The 18,881-nt window shown below is 47.3% G+C and carries 13 protein-coding genes; 9 read left to right on the top strand and 4 right to left on the bottom strand.

Annotated elements, in window-relative coordinates:
- Nucleotides 1–25 precede the first annotated feature (25 nt).
- The 5 genes from menD to murF all read left to right on the top strand — a co-directional run bounded on the left by menD (nucleotide 26) and on the right by murF (nucleotide 6,565).
- Nucleotides 26–1,735, top strand: coding sequence for a 2-succinyl-5-enolpyruvyl-6-hydroxy-3-cyclohexene-1-carboxylic-acid synthase (menD, locus tag ABWV55_RS06860; RefSeq protein ID WP_353292662.1), 1,710 nt, complete (start codon nucleotides 26–28; stop codon nucleotides 1,733–1,735).
- Nucleotides 1,736–1,737: 2 nt separating this feature from the next.
- Nucleotides 1,738–2,607, top strand: a complete 870-nt coding sequence (gene menB, locus ABWV55_RS06855) for a 1,4-dihydroxy-2-naphthoyl-CoA synthase (protein WP_353291370.1) — start codon at nucleotides 1,738–1,740, stop codon at nucleotides 2,605–2,607.
- 367 nt (nucleotides 2,608–2,974) lie between these two features.
- Nucleotides 2,975–4,504 (top strand): glycogen synthase GlgA, encoded by a 1,530-nt coding sequence (gene glgA, locus ABWV55_RS06850; RefSeq protein ID WP_353291369.1) that lies wholly within the window; start codon nucleotides 2,975–2,977, stop codon nucleotides 4,502–4,504.
- A complete protein-coding gene (locus ABWV55_RS06845; RefSeq protein WP_353291368.1) occupies nucleotides 4,501–5,277 on the top strand; it encodes a hypothetical protein in 777 nt (258 codons plus the stop codon). Before glgA ends, ABWV55_RS06845 begins: the two co-directional genes overlap by 4 nt.
- The gene (murF, locus tag ABWV55_RS06840) at nucleotides 5,216–6,565 is read left to right on the top strand and encodes a UDP-N-acetylmuramoyl-tripeptide--D-alanyl-D-alanine ligase (RefSeq protein WP_353291367.1); all 1,350 of its coding nucleotides are present in this window, start codon (nucleotides 5,216–5,218) and stop codon (nucleotides 6,563–6,565) included. Before ABWV55_RS06845 ends, murF begins: the two co-directional genes overlap by 62 nt.
- Here the strand turns inward: murF and glmU are convergent.
- The 4 genes from glmU to ABWV55_RS06820 all read right to left on the bottom strand — a co-directional run bounded on the left by glmU (nucleotide 6,562) and on the right by ABWV55_RS06820 (nucleotide 15,322).
- Nucleotides 6,562–7,914 carry a bifunctional UDP-N-acetylglucosamine diphosphorylase/glucosamine-1-phosphate N-acetyltransferase GlmU gene (glmU, locus tag ABWV55_RS06835; RefSeq protein WP_353291366.1) on the bottom strand — a complete coding sequence of 451 codons (1,353 nt, stop codon included), beginning with the start codon at nucleotides 7,912–7,914 and terminating at the stop codon, nucleotides 6,562–6,564. The two genes, murF and glmU, sit on opposite strands and share 4 nt — an antisense overlap.
- A gap of 2,081 nt (nucleotides 7,915–9,995) precedes the next feature.
- Nucleotides 9,996–11,030 carry a chlorophyll a/b binding light-harvesting protein gene (locus ABWV55_RS06830; RefSeq protein WP_353291365.1) on the bottom strand — a complete coding sequence of 345 codons (1,035 nt, stop codon included), beginning with the start codon at nucleotides 11,028–11,030 and terminating at the stop codon, nucleotides 9,996–9,998.
- A 1,365-nt stretch (nucleotides 11,031–12,395) separates the two neighbouring features.
- Nucleotides 12,396–13,727 carry a 3-phosphoshikimate 1-carboxyvinyltransferase gene (gene aroA, locus ABWV55_RS06825; RefSeq protein ID WP_353291364.1) on the bottom strand — a complete coding sequence of 444 codons (1,332 nt, stop codon included), beginning with the start codon at nucleotides 13,725–13,727 and terminating at the stop codon, nucleotides 12,396–12,398.
- Between the two features lie 26 nt (nucleotides 13,728–13,753).
- On the bottom strand, nucleotides 13,754–15,322 hold the full coding sequence (locus tag ABWV55_RS06820) for a UbiD family decarboxylase (protein WP_353291363.1): 1,569 nt from the start codon (nucleotides 15,320–15,322) through the stop codon (nucleotides 13,754–13,756).
- Nucleotides 15,323–15,385: 63 nt separating this feature from the next.
- Between ABWV55_RS06820 and ABWV55_RS06815 the strand changes: the two genes are divergently transcribed.
- From ABWV55_RS06815 to murI, 4 genes are read left to right on the top strand one after another with little or no spacing between them, the layout of a single operon-like run.
- Nucleotides 15,386–16,117, top strand: coding sequence for a 2-phosphosulfolactate phosphatase family protein (locus ABWV55_RS06815; protein WP_353292661.1), 732 nt, complete (start codon nucleotides 15,386–15,388; stop codon nucleotides 16,115–16,117).
- Nucleotides 16,118–16,157: 40 nt separating this feature from the next.
- Entirely contained in the window at nucleotides 16,158–16,979 is an 822-nt protein-coding gene (locus tag ABWV55_RS06810; protein WP_353291362.1) for a carbon-nitrogen hydrolase family protein, read from the top strand.
- A 5-nt stretch (nucleotides 16,980–16,984) separates the two neighbouring features.
- On the top strand, nucleotides 16,985–18,079 hold the full coding sequence (locus tag ABWV55_RS06805; RefSeq protein ID WP_353292660.1) for an N-acetylmuramoyl-L-alanine amidase: 1,095 nt from the start codon (nucleotides 16,985–16,987) through the stop codon (nucleotides 18,077–18,079).
- Nucleotides 18,076–18,879, top strand: coding sequence for a glutamate racemase (gene murI / locus ABWV55_RS06800; protein WP_353291361.1), 804 nt, complete (start codon nucleotides 18,076–18,078; stop codon nucleotides 18,877–18,879). The genes ABWV55_RS06805 and murI overlap by 4 nt, the downstream gene beginning before the upstream one ends.
- The last annotated feature ends 2 nt before the right edge of the window (nucleotides 18,880–18,881 follow it).

Raw genomic sequence — 18,881 nt, 5'->3', positions numbered from 1 at the left:
TCTCCTGTCTATTGCGCGCGCCAATCTGCAGGCTGCTTTAACTCTGTTGCATAGACTGCAACTTCGTGGGCTGCGACGGCTGGTGCTATGTCCCGGCAGCCGTTCCGGACCACTAGCAACGGCAGCTGGCTTATTGGCATCCGTAGGGCATCTCCAACTTACAACCGTCGTTGATGAGCGTTCGGCTGCCTTTTTAGCACTGGGAATGGGGACAGCTAGTGGGTTGGGTGTGGCAGTTGTAACCACCTCAGGCACAGCGGTGGCTAACTTGCTGCCGGCAGTCGTTGAAGCCGATCTTTCATGCCAGCCGCTTCTTTTAATCACCGCCGATCGTCCGGTTCGCCTTAAAGAGTGCGGCGCCAATCAAACCGTGAATCAAGAGCAATTTCTACGGCCTGCTTGTCGTTGGTGCGGTAGCGGTTCAGGTCAAGGTTTTCATGTCATGTCGCCAAACGACTTAGAGGTCTGTGTCGATTTGGCTTGGCGTCATAGCCATGGAACCGATTACACAGCTCCGGGGCCAGTGCACATCAACTTACCCATAGAGGAGCCAATCCACACTCCAAATTTGGAGCATCAGAGTTTGTTGGATATCGTATTGAAGCAGGGTGATGATCTACTCCAACTCAACAGCCCGCTTCTACCCACATCTCATGCTCCGGTTCTAGATCATTTGCGCCCAGGGGTTGTCATCGCCGGGCCATGGCGCGGTTTGACCCCAAATCTACCTGCTTTTCAGCAGGCAGTTAGCGATTGGTTAGCCTGCAGCGGCTGGCCCCTCCTGGCAGATCCCTTAGCTGCTTTGCCGGTTGATCTACCGGGACGTCTGCACCATTGGGAGTTGCAGCTAGATAAGTTGACCAGTATCAAGCCGTTACAGGTGCTGCGGCTTGGGCCGTTGGCCGCGAGCCGACGTTTAGAGGCATGGCTACAGTGCGGTTTAGGTCCTCAAGTGCTAATTACAGAAGGGGAGCCGCGCTCTCTGGATCCCCTTGGCTTAGCCGAACAGTGGAGCGGTGGAATGGCAGCTTGGTGGTCACAACAATCGGCACTCGCTGCTAAACCAGTGTCTCCGTGGTTCTTACAAGAGCAAAAATTAGGGTCATGGCTAGCTGATCAGCTCCCCTCCAAGGGACCCATCAGCGAACCTGCCCTGGCCTATCAGTTGCCTCAACTACTGCCTGCTGGTCTGCCGGTGATGCTCGCTGCCAGTTCTCCGGTGCGGGACTGGCTCACCTGGAGCGGCCAAGCCGGCAGTGATCGTCGTTGCTTCAGCTTCCGGGGCGCGTCTGGTATCGACGGCACCTTATCACTGGCTATGGGACTTGCTTTGGAAAGTGGCCCGCTGGTCCTGATTACCGGCGATTTGGCTTTGCTTCATGACAGTAATGGTTGGCTGCATGGACGACCAAGTGGTCCGGCCCTGATAGTGATGCTAATCGATAACGATGGTGGTGGTATTTTTCAACAATTATCGATTGAGCAGTGCTCACCCCAGCGTTTTGATGATCTATTTGCCATGCCGCAGTCGGTGAACCCAATTGTTCTCGCAGCTGCCCATGGCGTCCCAGGGCGATCGGTCGCTGTACTCGATGATTTGCCCGAGGCTCTTTCCTGGGGCTTGGCCCAAAAACGTCCAGTTTTGTTACGGGTTTGCACTGATCGCCGTGCCGATGCTGAACTGCGCCTTAGGTTGCGTCTGGCCGCCCAAAATGAAGGGTCGGTAAGCAGGTGATCATGGACGAATCGCGACAGGTTTTGCCTGGATCATCCCTGACGCAGTGGCAGCCCTGGGGCAGCTATCGAGATATCCTTGTAGATATCTCCCAGGAGGGTATCGCTCGGATTACCATTAATCGGCCGGCCAAGCGAAACGCTTTTCTCCCCCAAACGGTACACGAACTCTGTGATGCTTTCACCCGCATCCGCGATGATCGTACCATCGGTGTGGTTTTGTTTACCGGAGCCGGTCCGGCTGCCGATGGAGTGCATGCCTTCTGTGCTGGCGGTGATCAGAGTGTTCGTGGAGACGGTGGTTATATCGACGATGATGGTCTAGCTCGGCTAAATGTGCTGGACTTGCAGAGGATAATTCGCAGTCTTCCTAAAGTAGTAATCGCCCTAGTGGCTGGATACGCCATAGGCGGTGGTCAAGTCCTACATTTGCTATGCGACCTCAGCCTAGCGGCTGAAAACGCCGTGTTTGGCCAAAGCGGTCCGAAGGTAGGAAGCTTTGATGGAGGCTTTGGAGCGGGTTATTTAGCTCGTGTTGTGGGGCAGCGTAAAGCGCGAGAAATTTGGTTTCTCTGTCGGCGCTATGGCGCGAACGAAGCACTACATATGGGTTTAATTAATGCCATTGTCCCCCTGGATCAGCTAGAGGCAGAAGGGGTGCGCTGGGCCCGTGAGGTGATGCAACACAGTCCAACGGCCATTCGCTGTCTCAAGGCTGCTTTTAACGCTGAAACCGACGGACTCGCTGGTCTTCAGGAATTGGCAGGTAATGCTACCCATCTCTTCTACCGAACGAACGAATCGATGGAGGGTCGCGATGCCTTTCTTGAAAAACGTGTGCCAGACTTTGGTGAGCTTGGTTGGTTACCCTGATCTGGTGATTTTACTGCTTTCCTGTCTGGACTCACGCTACACCCTAGCCATTTCCCATAAGCACATGGTGCGATAGTTGCTTTGTTCGCGCTGTCAGGAGAAATACAGCAGAAGCGACTATTGCTTGAATTACGCTATCCATAGCGGCCATCGACTAAGATGGTGATTGAAAAATGCAAAAGTACCGGGCTTATAGAGCTGGATTGCATCGTGTTTCATGGCTGCCCTCAGGCTCAAAAAGACGGTGCGCACTGTAGTTGGTCAAACTAGCGTTGCGGTGCCGGTGACTAAATAACATGCTGCCTTGAGACAAAAGGAGATCGCACAATTCCCCTTAAAGTCGCGACGCTAACGCTAATTTTCATCCATGCGCATCCTGTTCGCTGCCGCGGAATGCGCCCCAATGATCAAGGTAGGAGGCATGGGCGACGTAGTGGGTTCCTTGCTACCGGCCTTGGCCAAACTCGGCCACGACGCGCGGTTGATCATGCCGGGTTATAGCCAGCTTTGGAATAAACTCCAAATACCGGATGAACCAATCTGGCGTGCTCAGACGATGGGAGCCGAGTTCGCCGTCTATGAAGCCGAGCATCCAACCAACGGGATAACAATCTACTTAGTTGGTCATCCTGTCTTCGACTATGAGCGTATCTATGGAGGCGAAGACGAGGATTGGCGATTCACCTTTTTTGCAAGTGCCGCAGCAGAGTTTTCATGGAATGTGTGGAAGCCTCAGGTGCTTCATTGCCACGACTGGCACACAGGAATGATTCCTGTGTGGATGCATCAAGACCCAGAGATCAGCACGGTCTTCACTATCCATAATCTCAAGTACCAGGGACCCTGGCGCTGGAAGTTGGATCGAATTACCTGGTGTCCTTGGTATATGCGAGGAGATCACACTATGGCTGCGGCGTTGATTAATGCCGATCGGATAAATGCCGTTTCTCCAACCTATGCTCAGGAAATCTGCACCGCCGAATACGGTGAAAAGCTTGATGGGCTACTGAATTGTGTGTCGAACAAGCTATGCGGCATCCTCAACGGCATTAATCCCGACGCCTGGAATCCGATCACCGACAAAGCGTTGCCGGCCAACTACAGCGCAAACGACCTATCTGGCAAGGCAATTTGCAAGCAGGTACTCCAGGAGCGAATGGGTTTGGAGGTACGCGATGACGCTTTCCTATTGGGAATGGTGAGTCGACTTGTGGATCAAAAGGGTGTTGATTTACTGTTGCAAGTGGCTGATCGCTGTCTTCTATACACCGACACCCAAATAGTAGTGTTAGGGAAGGGGGACCGAGACCTTGAGTCCGGTCTCTGGCGACTGGCCTCCCGGCATCCCGGCAAGTGTTCTGTATTCCTCACCTACGACGATGATCTCTCTCGTCTGATCTATGCAGGTAGTGATGCCTTTCTGATGCCCAGTCGATTCGAACCTTGTGGCATCAGTCAACTTTATGCCATGCGGTATGGCTCAATCCCAGTAGTGCGCAAAGTCGGTGGTTTGGTAGATACGGTTTCTCCCTATGACCCCGCTACAGATTGCGGCACGGGATTCTGCTTTGATCGTTTTGAACCGATAGATTTCTACACAGCTCTGGTCCGTGCTTGGGAGGCTTACCGCCACCGTCGTAGTTGGCGATATTTACAAAAACGCAGCATGATGAAGGACTTTAGCTGGGATCGTTCTGCGGCAGAATATGATGCCATGTACAGAGACGTATGTGGCGTGAAAGAGCCGGCTCCTGGTGCTGCTTTAACTGAGCAGTTTGCTTTGGGTCAGGCGGTTGATCCTTCCCATGGCAATTGGGTTGATAATCTGCCGTCGCTGCCACCAATACGCCCCGGTCATAAGCCATTCGACCGACTATTTGGTCGTCATCTCGGTTGACCTTGGGCGTGCGAGCTGACGCTAAGCCAAACAAGAACAATGAACCGGGGAATCTGCCGGCTCCTTATACCAGCCCTTGGCTGGAATTTGGCCGCGATTTTCAGGCTATTTGGGTTGATCTTAAGCTGCGGTTTCAGGAACTATGGCGACGCAATTACGAAGGGGATTTCTCGGTACCCGATTTTTGGCCACGAGGTTTAGCGCCAACATTTTGGCCTCTTGCTCTGTTGTTCTCAATTGCCATCCCGTTCGTTGGTATTCATTGGTGGCAGAGCGCCCATCCCCCTACGTCGGTCCCAGAACCTCTTTTGACTATTCGCTCACTCCCAGAATCCTCTAACATTCCTCCAGCGGAATCGATGGTTGATCCAGAACCAGCGGCAGCGGTGGTCACGCTAGACGACCCGGTAGCGCCCCCGTTGTTCGAATTTGACCCGCTTTTGAATTTCTTCCTGGATAGTCCTGGTCTAGAGGATCTCCTAGCCGTCGTAACGCCCAGACTGGCAGAGAATTGTCTGGTACTGCAAGTCACGGACATGTGGTTCAACCTGGCGTCGTCACGTCATGAGTCGTTGAGCAATGATTGGCAGCTTCGTGCTTGGGATTTGGGCTATGACGATTTACGACTTGTGGATGCAGAGAATCATCTCCTAGCACGCTCCGCGCGAGTAGGAAGCGGCATGGTTCTATTTGAAATCGACCCAAAACAAGATGCCCCTCACCGTTGGTCAACTGATCGAGTGCTGGGGGCTTCCAGAGGGGGGGTGTCCTGATCCCAACACTGCTTTGGGTCGAATTTGGACTGATAGTCGCTCTCTGCAGGTAGGCGATTTCTTTGTTCCCCTTCTTGGCAACCGATTTGACGGTCATCATTTTCTTAGCCAATTATTAAAGCTGGGGGCCCAGGGGACAATGGTGGAGCGTACCTGGTCCGGTCCTATACCCTCAGGTCTGTTGCATTGGCGCGTCGACGACACCATGGCAGCTTATCAGCAACTGGCCTTGCTGCACCGCCGGGATTTGAATCAACTGTTAGTAGCGGTTACCGGTTCAGTAGGGAAGACTACTACTCGAGAACTAATTCGCGCAGCCCTTACGCCACTTGGAGCAGTGCACTGCAGTGCTAATAACAATAATAACGACGTTGGTGTGCCATTCACAGTGCTCGCTGCAAAGCCTGAGCATCGTGTCTTGGTGATCGAAATGGGCATGCGTGGCCCTGGAGAGATTGAACGACTGTCGCGTTGTACTGAACCGGATGTAGCTGTAATCACAAACGTTGGCACGGCTCATATCGGACGTCTTGGCAGTCGTGAGGCGATTGCCGCTGCGAAATGTGAGATCACCACTTCCCTCAAGCCCGGTGGTGTGGTGGTGATTCTCGCCGGTGATCCCCTGTTGGATGCCACACTGGCAAAGGCTTGGAGTGGACATGTACTAAGAGTTCGGCTTAAAGATGATCCGCCGGCGACAGCTGATCGAATCGGTGCTGTGGAATCAGGATACTTAGTAGTCGGTGACTATCACTCACCTCTGCCGTTGGAGGGCCGTCATAATGCCCGCAACTTTTTGTTGGCCACGACTGTGGCTGAATACCTCGGCGCTGGCAGTCAATGCTTACCGTCACTGCCAGTATCTGTACCTAATGGACGCAGCCGTCGCTTTTATCAAGGAGGACTTACTATCCTCGACGAGACCTACAATGCATCTCCTGAAGCCGTCGTGGCGGCTCTCGCTTTACTGGCAGCTCAGCCTGGACGTCATTTTGCTGTTCTCGGTACGATGCTGGAGCTCGGAGAGCAAAGCCTGGAACTCCATCGAATGGTAGCTGCCCAAGCCGCTGCATTTAGTCTCGACGGTTTGGTGATAGTTGATGCCGGAAATGAGGGGAGAGTAATGGCTCAGGCAGCGGGAACGATCCCCCTAGTCGCTATCGTGATGACACCAGAAAGAGCCGCACAACCCCTAAAAGCCTGGCTCGAACCAGGAGACGTTGTACTGCTCAAGGCTAGCCGAGCTGTAGCTCTCGATCGTCTTATACCCCTGTTGCCATTAGTCTAGATCGACCGATTAGCCCAGTTGTTTTTGGTCATTTGTCGCGCCCGACCGACAGCAAGCGCTTTGCTCGGGACATCATTAGTTATGGTCGATCCGGCACCAACCGTAACGTTATCGCCGATACTGAGCGGTGCCACTAAAACACTGTTGGCACCGGTTTTGCTACCGTTTCCGATCACGGTTCGATGCTTATCGACGCCATCATAATTAGCGGTCACTGTACCCGCACCTATGTTCACATCACTCCCTAGCGTGGTATCGCCAATGTAGCTGAGGTGGTTTACCTTACTACCAGTTCCCAAGCTGCTTTTTTTTACTTCCACAAAGTTGCCGATGCGGCATCTGTCGCCCACCACGGCGGCGGGACGAAGATGGGCAAAAGGACCCACGCTAACGTCATCGCCGACTTTGGCTTCCCTTACGACCGATTGCACCACGTAAACGCGTTTACCCAACGTCACATTCTCTACCATGGTCCCAGGCCCCAGCCGACAGTTATCTCCCACTATGCAACTACCTCGGATATGTGTTTGAGGCTCGATCACAACATCACAACCGAAGCTGCAGGCTTCGCTTAACGTGCAACTGGTTGGATCTACGAAAGTAACACCTTCATTCATCCAATGGTTTCGCAATCGCTGTTGGAGTATATGCTCACACTGAGCAAGCTGCCGACGATTGTTAACCCCACTCACTTCATTAGGATCATCTGCCTCCAGATGCATGGCTCGGGCAAACATAGCCACGCTGTCTGTCAGATAAGACTCCCTTTGATTATTGTCGACACTGAGCTGCGGTAGTATCGCCGATAGAGCTTGCCAATTAAAACAGTAAATCCCCGCATTTGTAAGATTGTTGCTGAGCTGTTCTGCGTTACAGTCCTTGTGCTCTACGACACCATTTACGTGCCCTGATGCATCAGCGAACACGCGTCCGTAACCGGTTGGGTCCTGCAGCCGTGCCGTTAATAGAGTGACGTCAGCCTCACTTTTGCGATGCACTTGTACAAGCGCATCGATTGTTGCTGCGCGAAGAAGAGGCACATCACCATTCAATACCAGTAGCTCCCCGTCAAATCCCTCCATTGTTGGTAAGAGCTGTTGCACCGCATGTCCTGTGCCGTTTTGTGGTTCCTGCAAAATAAACTCTAATCCTTTAAAATGGTTAAGTTGTTTTTTTACTTGTTGCGCCTGATATCCAACAATGAGGAAGGAGCGCTCAGGCTGAAGATTCCTGACACTGTTCAAAACCCGCTCGACGAGGGTTGCCCCCGCCAAAGATTGCAAGACCTTAGGAAAAGCGCTTTTCATTCGGGTACCTTTTCCAGCGGCCAGAACGGCAACAGCGAGCATACAGACAACAGCGTGACGGGTAGAATCTACTGGGCTTGGTCTTTGTATTGGACATTAACTTCACATCGTAACAGCTGAAAGTTAAACAAAAGACTCAATTAGATTTGCTTCAATTTATCTTTTAAATATTAGGTTAACTCGTTAAATTAAAAGCGAACGGTTAACTATCTTGATAAGCGATAATCAATTGTTAACACATTAACATTGTGGTATAGTTTATACTTTGATAACTTATTTTTAACTAAAAAGTGACTAGCGTATCATTTCAAAAGTTAAATAAATTACTTTTAGAGATATATTTTTTAGTTTTAAACCATTTATTTTAATCTTCTAATATGATTATTAATAGAGTCTTAATAAGATATTAGCCTCTTATATTTTTAACTAGTTATCTCAATATTATTTACTAAGATTCAAGAAACAGATTATTCTAATATTTGTCACATATATTACTTCTATTAAAAACGTTTATCACTCTCAATGAATCAACTTGCATGCATAATTAAAAGGTCATCCTGGGATGGGATCGACAGGTCATATACATCCACCCCTACTAGTGAATACAGGGGTGGATGGGCCTGTAAATTTCTTGATAATTGTTGTCTATAATGCAGACCAATTTAAAAATTTTATAGAATATTTTATACATCATTTTGTTCAAAGAAAGTTTGAGTAATGTATTTTGTGTATTATTTTTGCATAAAATATATTAAAGGGTTAAAAATCATTACTCAGAGTGTACTAATACAACTAAATAACGCTCTACTTATAGTAGTTAAAATAGCGACAGATGTAAAAAACAAGACTTGCACTAATAAGATTAAAAAATAATTAAAATCTTTATTATTACTTGTAGTATCATAACATCGTTATTAGTATTTTGTAGTATCCATAAACAAATACTTTTTGAGGTCTCAAGTTTTAAGTAAGGAACTATATCATATCCACATTTTTCAATCATTTTTTATTGGAGATTAATTTTGTTTAATTCTTGACAAAAATATTTATTAACCAACTTAAATAAGTTTTAATGCCGATTAAAATCCAAATAGCGATGGGAAAAATCCAAGACCAGTATTTAAAAGATTCATTAAATTAAATATTTTTATTATTATAGATACTAATTATGCTTAAGTTGACAAAAATGTTGCAAAAGTACTAATCATTTAAAGTTTCTGTTAATTTATTATCTATGCCTAAAAGAAATGCATATTATTGTCATTTATTTTATAACTTTTATTTAATTATTCATCACCTTTACATTTTAAATTTACTTTTCTATCTTTATCGTTAGAAAAAGCTTTAGAATTTTGAAGATTTTTTATTATAAAAATTTTTAATAAAATTCTTGATTATCTTTGTTTAATATTGTTTATTTTTTTACATAGATAATTTTATTGTTTCTTTTTATTGACTATAGGTTCTCTAGTTTCTGGTCTAGATATATCTAGGTTTTTCTCTAAAAAACCCTTATAAGTCAAAAAAACGAGACCACTAATCACAGGTATTGCCGTGACACCACCTACTGCAATTTCGAAGCTAGTCAGAGCCATAGTATCTGGTGCAAGATATTAGAATCTAACATAGAAAACTCTATGTATATTTTTATGTATAAGATAAACACTGTATTTATTAAAATGCATTAATCTTAATTAAAGAAAAACAAGTTAATTGAAAATTCTTGTATAAAGATTGAAGCTACTGCAAAACAGAGTACAAAATTTATTGCTGTAAATTCAGATTTCATAATTATTCTTAAGTAATACAAGGGATATGATTATCAACTTTTGACTGTAAATAAAAATAGATATAAAATATTTAACTACAATTATTGTTTTTAACAAATAATCGAGAGCAAATGTATTACTTATCTAAAAACTTTAAAATTCTTGTATCCATACTAATTCTCTAATAGTAAGAACTGTAACACAGGAATAATCTTGTGTTACAGTTCTTACTATTAGAGAATTAGTATGTACGAAATCGTTTAACTGTAATGAAAATTTAAATCTTTAGCAATAAGTGCTTAGCATTCTTAATAGTTTACATTATAGTAAAACTTAAATGCTTTAATAAATCTTTTAAGTTACCTTAGTACTATCCATTGACTCAAAAGCTTGTGAAACAGTGTTGAAATTAAATCCCATGCTACGTAATGCATGCCAAAAATGACCCTGTAAAAAGAAAAATGCTAGATAAAAATGTGTATTAGCTAGCCAGGCTCTAGCTGTGTAATTACTATTTAGAACAGAGACAGTATCACTAAAATAGGGAGAAAATGCAAAATTCAGTTTTAGAACTTCACCGTAAAATTCTACAGGATAAATTGTAGTATTTTGTGCACACCAAATACTTGTAACAAACCCCATTAAAGCAATCCCTGCCAATGAATACGAAAGAATAGCTTCGCCGGAATAAATCAAGATTTTCTTGAATACTCCAAATGGACTTGAGATAATATGCCAAACACCTCCAATGGTGAGAATGAATGCTAGTACCGCATGTCCTCCCATTATATCTTCTAGGCTATTAATTGAAAGAAAATTAGTTTGGTAGCTCCAAACCATTCCTAAATTAATATTGGGTTCAACTATGCGAACGGCTCCAATTGCAGTATCATAGATTCCATGATGAAGTGCCCATTCAACAAACGCAATAACGCCTAACCCAAGGAAGATAAGATGATGACCAAGGATGAATGTGAGTTTTTTAGGATCATCCCACTCAAAATGAAATTTTACTGCTCGACCTTCGGCTTTAGACAAATCTTTGGGTGCTCTTAATGTATGCCAAATTCCAGCAGCTCCTAAAACAGCTGAAGAGACTAAATGAAATGCTGCAATAGCAATGTATGGTTCTGTATTTACAATTGTTGCATTCGAATCTAGACCTAAACCTAGTGAAGCCAAGTGAGGTAGAAGAATTAATCCTTGTTCACCCATTGGCAGAACACTATCGTAGCGAGCTAACTCAAATAAGGTAAATGCACCGGCCCAAAACATTATGAGACCTGCGTGAGCTGTATGGGCAGCAATAAATAACCCAGACCGTTTAGCAACTCCTGAATTTCCTGCCCACCAGTCATAGCTGACTGATGGGTTTCCGTAAGATTGCATACAAACAAATTGTTGTGCCTACTGAGGCTACGAATTAGTTGGTCAATCGCATCAAAGCTGTTAACACTACTTTTCCTACATGAATCATCAGTTCTACATTTCATCTCAATTGATACATTTTCTGGTGTCTCGTTGTACTAATCTCCTGATTAACGTTTATCCATTTACTTATTTGCAGCTTTAGTTACAACTAAGTAGTACATATTTTACTTGGATTATTTGTTGACTTTATTCTTTTTTAGTTACTTACTTACCGTTGAAATCAACTCTATATTTCTATTATACATATATCTTCTAATTTTTATTTGATAGGAATTATTGGTTATTTTCATCTTATCTTTAAGATATCTGAGATTTTTGTGATATTAGTTATTCTAAGTATTAACTACTATTTTTTATTTTTGGCTAAAAATTTTTTAGAGTTATTTAGCTATTAATCTGTCTTAATTTTTAATAGCTTATTCAAATTTACGTAAAATTTGTTTTTACTTTAACATTATAAAGCATAAGTTGTTTTGTGACGATTTTAAATAACTCTAAAAAATTTTTATATTCAGATCCATTAATTGTAAACCTCTAACTTTTTAATGGTAAATTATTTATAAAATTCACTCACTGATCATAGCTAATTTACTTTTATAACGCATACTTTAAATATTTATTCTTGATTGATGTCTCTTATGATATCGTGATTTCACTGTTATGCATAAATGAAGTTATTTCTAGGGCAAGCAAATCCTTTGCTTGATTGTCGGTAGTTATCGCCGTTTAGATCTCTCCATCCTATAGAGTAATGGCGTTTGGCATGGCCCTTACTTCATTTAAATTACCTTGCACTGCGTCTAGATAAACTGTAAATAGTCAATCCTCTATCATCGGTTGAGCTAAGGTGGCTAAAATTCTTCAAGCCAGAATTTGAAGAGACCGTATGGGAAGAAAAATTTCATACATATAAACCACATAACACTAAGGATTATTCTTTGGCTTTAGCGGACCTTGCTTCAAATTCGAAAGCTTTGACTCCTTGGTGCTAGCTATAGCCTTCATGGTCTTTGGATTATATTAGTTTGCATCATAAGTGCGAAATCAGATGATTTTTTTAAAGTCGAATTGTCGAGAAGCAATTACCAGAGAATAACTGTACTGATTCCAATTTCTCTTAGTCAAGCCAGGTGTTCAGATTGACCGAGAAATCCCTTTGGTGGCATTCCGCTGTGCCCAAGGCCAACCCAGTAAGCCAATAGCAGTGATCCACCGGCTTTCGTAAAAGATGCTTTTAGACAGCAGAGCGAAGCTTCTATTCTTTGTTTTAAAGTTACAAAGGTAGGGTATAACGTAGATTGCTCTTACTTTACCCTTTATCATTCAGCAGTGTAATCGATCGAAGTCGTCCCAAAAGGTAGGATAGGATATAGCGGTGATCCCGCTTCGGTTAAGTGTTGACTCACCATTGGCCAAGGCAGCGGCTACAGCTAGGCTCATCGCTACGCGGTGATCGCTTTCACTATCAAGCAAGGCTCCGCTCAACGGTCGCCCTCCGTAGATGGTCATACCATCTTCTCTCTCTTCGATGTTAGCCCCCATTGCTCTCAGTTGGCGGGTCATCACGGCCAATCGGTCGGTTTCTTTAACCCGCAGCTCAGCGGCTCCACGTATATGGCTCTCTCCATCACAAAAACAAGCTGCGACGCTTAAGATTGGCACTTCGTCTACAAGGCGAGGCATAATCTCTCCGCCAAAATCGAAAGGTTGGAGTGATCCCGCCTGCACGTGCAGATCGCCCATGGGTTCTCCAGTCACATTACGGAGATTTAGCACGTCGATCTTGGCGCCCATTTGATCCAAGATGTCGAGAATTCCAGTTCTGGTAGGGTTTAGGCCAACGTTCTCAATGGTGAGATCTGATCCGGGTGCGAGAGCTCCGGCCACCAGCCAGAAGGCTGCAGAACTAATGTCTCCTGGCACCACTACATTCTGGCCACGCAATATCGTCCCTGGATGCACGCTGATATGACGACTCATTTCTTCGCCCACCTGTAGATGTAGATCGGCGCCGAAAGCCCTTAACATGCGCTCGCTGTGGTCACGGGACTGTGATGGTTCAATAACGGTGGTTACGTCATTAGCTGTAAGCGCTGCGAGCAAGATTGCTGATTTTACCTGTGCGCTTGCGACAGGCGTCCTGACAACAGTTCCGTGTAGTGTTCTTCCCTGCACAGCGAGGGGGGCCATATTGCCATGGTCGCGACCTCGAACATCGGCCCCCATTAATGACAAAGGCTGACCAACCCTACGCATCGGACGATGGCGAAGGGAGGTATCACCATCCAAAACAAAATGCCGCCTCTCGCGACCTGCCAGTAACCCCAGCATTAGTCTCATCGTAGTGCCAGAGTTACCACAATCAAGAATTTGCTTCGGTTCTTGCAGCCCATCGAGACCCACTCCTTCAACTGTGACGATTTGCCCGGTTTCAATTGGACTAACCTTGACCCCCATCGCTCTCAGGGAGACAGCAGTACTGATAGGGTCCGCCGCCGGTAACAGTCCTTCAATCGTGGTTGTTCCTTCAGAGATGGCACCGAACATAAGAGATCGGTGTGAAATCGACTTGTCACCAGGAACTTTGATGTGTCCTTGGAATGAGCCTCCAGCTTTGAGATTTCGGGACGGGATCGAGTTGCCGGTCGCACTCAAGACTTGAATATCGGTTTTCCAAAATTTTAATTTAGTTGTTCACTCTTCATGCCTTGCATAAGCCGATCCAGGGCATAGCCGAATAAACTGGGGTCCGGTTTTCTATTGTCGAGATCATCTAATCCCAACTCAGACCAGCGATCAATAACATTTTGTTCTAGCTCTGCAGGACGACTAAGAGGTTCACCCCATTTATGGTTTCTTTCAGGTCCTATTTTCGTAGTGGCATCAATGGCAAGCCGACCGCCAAGGCCAAGTTGCTCGCTTGCGAAATCGAGGCTATCTAGCGGGGTATTCTCAAGTATAAATAGATCTCGCTGGGGATCCACCTGGGCCGCAAGAGCCCACACCACCTGGCGAGGATCACGCACATTGATCTGTCTGTCTACCACTACCACAAACTTTGTATATGTAAACTGGGGTAAAGCACTCCAAAAGGCCATCGCTGCACGCCTGGCCTGACCTGGGTATGCTTTATCGATAGAAATCACTGCCAGCTTATAACTGAGTGCCTCCATCGGTAGAAAAAAATCGGTGATTTCAGGAATCTGCTGCCGCAAAATCGGTGTGTAGATCCTGTTCAGTGCTATGGCAAGCATCGCTTCTTCTTTGGGTGGTCGGCCACTGAAAGTGGTAAGGAAAATAGGTTTGCGACGCTGTGTCATACAGTGGAACCTTATTAGAGGCGAGTTTTCTATGCCGCCGTAAAAGCCCATATGATCTCCGAAAGGACCATCCGGCAAAACTTCTCCTGGGGTAATAGTCCCTTCAAGCACAACCTCGCTATGACTGGGGACTTGCAAATTGATGGTTTTGCAAGGAGTTAATCGCACCCCCTCACCTGCATAGATTCCAGCGAAGAGCCACTCGCTCAGTTGCACAGGAATTGGAGTGGCAGCGGCCATTACCAGCAGAGGGTGAACCCCGATTGCGACGGCAACCTCTAAATTTTTTCCTAATGCTGCGGCTTTGCGGAGATGACGCGCTCCTCCTCGCACGCTTAGCCAGTGCACAGTCATCGTGTTAGACGACTGCTTCTGCAAGCGATAGACGCCAACGTTGGGAACGCTGGTTTCGGGATCCTTGGTAATGACCAAGCCCAGTGTGATTATTCCACCGGCATCGCTGGGCCAAGGGCGAATTAACGGAATTAAATCAAGATTGACCTGATCATCATAAAATATTTGCTGACGACAGGGTGGTACGAGATCTCTATCGGGTTTGGCTTTGATTAAATCCCAGAAAACTCGGGCAAGTTGCTTGGTCTCGCTCAGATCTTTTGGTGGCCGTGGCTGTTGCAGCAGAGCAAGACGTGAGCCTAATTGTTCGAGTTGTTCCGCGTGCTCTAGGCCCATGCTCCACACCACCCGTTCAACAGTACCGAGCGTGTTTACAGCTACCGGCATTGAAGAACCGATAACATTTTCACAAAGTAGCGCTGGTCCCCCTTGGGCTAAAACCCTATCAGCGATTGCTGCCAGTTCTAAGTCAGGATCAACTGGTGCCGTAATTCGTTTCAGCTGGCCACGCTCCGACAACAACTTAAGAAATGCCCTTAAATCACGCGTCGCTGGATTGGACTGGAATAGGACCATGGAAAATTAGATGCGGCGCAGTCGATCTCGATACTGTGTCGCACGTTGACCAACAACGTCACCATGCAGATCTTTTATTTCCACACGCCTGCTGAGATGCCGCAGAGTCTACACCCCAGCGCAGCTGCGGTGATCGATGTTCTGCGCGCTACTACCACCATTGCCTGGGCCCTGCACAACGGTGCTGAGGCCGTGCAGGCATTTGCCGACTTGAACGATCTCCATACTGCTGCTGCTGCCTGGCCCAAATCCTCGCGTTTACTCATTGGAGAGAGGGGTGGTGAAAAATTAGAGGGGTTTGATCTGGGTAATTCGCCAGTGGCTGTTGTTCCTCAGATCGTCGCTGGGAAAAGGTTGTTCATGAGTACCACAAACGGGACTCGTGCATTGAATCGCGTTCGCGACGTACCGTTACTGCTCACGTCATCATTGCCAAACCGTGAGGCAGTAGTCCAGCGTTTGCACCAGCACAAACCAGAAACCCTCGCTATTGTTGGCAGCGGCTGGGAAGGTTCTTATTCCCTTGAAGATTCATTGGCGGCGGGAGCTTTGGTTTACCGACTTGTAGAGCTCGACTCAACTTTAAACGTCTTAACAAACGATGAGGCCAAGGCTGCTTTAGCTCTTTGGCAGCAATGGATGCATGATCCTGAATCTTGTCTTCGCGCTGCTACACATGGGCAACGCCTTATTCGCCTCGGAAATCACGATGCCGACTTTCGCTGCTGCGCCAATATTGACCGGTTGAGCACGGTTCCTACACAGGGTGAACCTGGTGTGCTCAAGTCTGCATAGCCGCTCGTAAAGTCCCGAAAACAACCGCTGCCTAAATCACGTGAAGGACTTTCTGGCCGCCGCTATCCAGCTCACGAGTGGCCAGGAACCGGAGTTAAATTTCAACGCTGCTGAAGAACAGATTGATTTGGCGGCGCGGCGCGGCGCTGAATTAATCGGTTTACCAGAGAACTTCGCCTTCATGGGTGACGACTCCGGTCGCCTGAAGCTTGCTCCAACACTGTCTCAACAGTGCAGTCGTTTTTTGGTGACGATGGCTAGGCGTTATCAAGTAGCTCTGCTGGGTGGTGGATTCCCCGCCTCCATTGAAGGAGGCACTCAAGCACTTAACCGCTCTGAGTTAGTGGATCGTGACGGTCAGTTACTAGCTCAGTATGACAAGATCCATCTTTTTGACGTTGATCTTCCCGACGGCAACACCTACCGGGAATCGGCAACGATTCGGCCTGGTCAAAATTTGCCACCGGTGGTAGAGATCCCTGGATTGTGTCGGGTGGGACTATCTATCTGCTACGACGTGCGCTTTCCCGAGCTATATCGCCACCTCGTTGCATCTGGGGCTGACCTATTAATGATTCCCGCCGCATTCACAGCATTTACGGGTAAAGACCATTGGGATGTATTACTCAAGGCTCGAGCGATTGAAAACACGGCTTATGTGCTTGCTCCAGCTCAAACTGGGGTTCATTACGGACGTCGACAGACCCACGGCCACGCAATGGTCATCGATCCTTGGGGAATAGTTTTGGCAGATGCGGGCGTTCAGGCCGGCGCTGCTATTGCCCCGGTTAATACAGACCATCTTGGCCGCGTGCGAAACCAAATGCCAAGCCTACTTCACCGCAAGCCCGCTCTTTTCTGAGCGTGATACTTGCAGCGTCCTCTTACCGGATCTCCTGGCTTCTGATTGCCACGCTGCAGGTTCTGGGTCTTTTGCCTGCCATACCAGCCCAAATAGAGAGTGCATTATCTGCTTGGGTTCTGACCGACCAAGGCGTGCTGCAACTTCGTACCAGTCGCAATGCCCAGCTTCAAGCATTTTTTCAGGTTGCTGATGCAAACCGCGGAATTCGAGTATGGATCGACTTTCCTGGCGAATTGAAATTTCCCCGTCGTCTAGTCGGTCGAGGCGCTGTCAAGGAGATTCGAATCGGGCAGCCTCGTGCCGGCATCACTCGGCTAGTGGTTGAGTTCCGATCTGACGTAGAATTAAATCCCGAGAATTTGCGGTTACGAGGCACTGCGCCAGATCGGTGGGAAATGGCGTTCATCGGACTGCCAACTCGTGGTCTCAATGAGGTAGGCGAAGGAGATCTGACGGGTGGCGCAATTGCTTGGCAGGCTCCCAATAGATTTAAGCCATCCTCAACGCCTGCTGACCCCTCTGGTCTTCCGACGATTCCCAACAATCGGTACCGCGTAGTGATAGATCCAGGCCACGGTGGCCCTGATCCTGGGGCCGTTGGCATCGGAGGATTGCGTGAAACTGATGTTGTGCTCGATGTGTCTTTACAGGTCGCGGCTCTGCTGCGTGCTCGCGGTGTTGATGTGAGGCTAACACGAACTAGTGAGATCGATGTGGATTTGCCACCCCGAGTCTCCTTCGCCAACCGATCAGGAGCAACTGCATTTGTCAGTATACATGCCAATGCTTTAAGTATGCACAGACCAGACGTGAATGGAATTGAGACTTTCTTCTACTCTGATTCTCGATCCGAGCGTTTGGCGTCTTACATACAACAACAAATATTGAATGTATCACCTGGCACTCCGAACCGCGGCGTACGCCGTGGCCGGTTCTTTGTGATTCGGCGAACGACTATGCCTTCAGTGTTAGTTGAAATAGGTTTCGTAACTGGTGCGATCGACGCGCCGCGTCTTGCGCAGGTTGGTCACCGTCGCCGTCTTGCATTAGCTTTGGCGGCTGGCATCCTCAATTACCTCAAGCGGGAGGTGCAATGACACCGCTGCTGGGTTTGTTCGATAGTGGTATCGGTGGACTTACTGTGCTTCGCCAAGTATTAGAGCGTCATGGTGCGGTGCGTTGTATCTATTTGGGGGATACGGCCCGGGTTCCGTACGGTAATAAAGCTCCCTCCGAGATCCGGCTGATCGCTGCAGAGGTGGTGTCCTGGTTGCGGAATCAGCAAGTTTCCACGATGGTAATGGCTTGCAACACCACAAACGCTTTGGCACGTGATGTGGCGGAAGGTCAAGCAGGGGGTCCGGTCATTGGGTTGATTGCTGCTGCTGCTGCCATGGTTAAAACCAATCGTGTTGGCGTTCTGTCTACTAGCGCTACCGTCGCGTCTGAAGCCTATCGCTCCAGCATTGAAGCTTTGCACCCTGGAACTATCGTTATTGAACAAGCGTGCCCCGACTTCGTGCCACTGATTGAGTCGGGTGATCTTGACAGCGACTATCTACGCCGGGTAGCACAAAAATATTTAGAGCCTCTCTTGCGAGCCTCTGTCGAGTCAATCGTGTTGGGCTGTACCCATTACCCGCTTTTGATTCCCTTGTTACGCCAATTGTTGCCTACCTCAGTCCAGCTAATTGACCCTGCAGTCGGTGTTGCGCGTCAGCTGGATGCTGTTCTTGGAACTCCAAAGGTTTCGCACGGGGAGCAACTTCATCTGGAGGATTGCTGTTTCTGCGTCACGGCTGATCCCGAAGGTTTTGCAACGCGAGCAACCCGTTGGCTTGGGGAACGTCCTTTCGTAAAGCTGGAGGTGCTGCAATCCTGCGGTTATGGCCACTAGGA

It is taken from the genome of Synechococcus sp. M16CYN, assembly GCF_040371545.1.
In the GTDB taxonomy this organism is placed as follows: Bacteria; Cyanobacteriota; Cyanobacteriia; order PCC-6307; family Cyanobiaceae; genus Parasynechococcus.
Note: the sequence above shows the minus strand (reverse complement) of the source record. Positions and strands in the feature narration are given on the sequence as shown.

Excerpts from the sequence above, each read along its gene's own strand:
- menB (WP_353291370.1), top strand. The coding sequence starts at position 1,738 with ATGGACGAATCGCGACAGGTTTTGCCTGGATCATCCCTGACGCAGTGG.
- glgA (WP_353291369.1), top strand. The coding sequence starts at position 2,975 with ATGCGCATCCTGTTCGCTGCCGCGGAATGCGCCCCAATGATCAAGGTA.
- murF (WP_353291367.1), top strand. The coding sequence starts at position 5,216 with ATGCCCCTCACCGTTGGTCAACTGATCGAGTGCTGGGGGCTTCCAGAG.
- glmU (WP_353291366.1), bottom strand. The coding sequence starts at position 7,914 with ATGCTCGCTGTTGCCGTTCTGGCCGCTGGAAAAGGTACCCGAATGAAA.
- ABWV55_RS06830 (WP_353291365.1), bottom strand. The coding sequence starts at position 11,030 with ATGCAATCTTACGGAAACCCATCAGTCAGCTATGACTGGTGGGCAGGA.
- ABWV55_RS06820 (WP_353291363.1), bottom strand. The coding sequence starts at position 15,322 with ATGGTCCTATTCCAGTCCAATCCAGCGACGCGTGATTTAAGGGCATTT.
- ABWV55_RS06815 (WP_353292661.1), top strand. The coding sequence starts at position 15,386 with ATGCAGATCTTTTATTTCCACACGCCTGCTGAGATGCCGCAGAGTCTA.
- murI (WP_353291361.1), top strand. The coding sequence starts at position 18,076 with ATGACACCGCTGCTGGGTTTGTTCGATAGTGGTATCGGTGGACTTACT.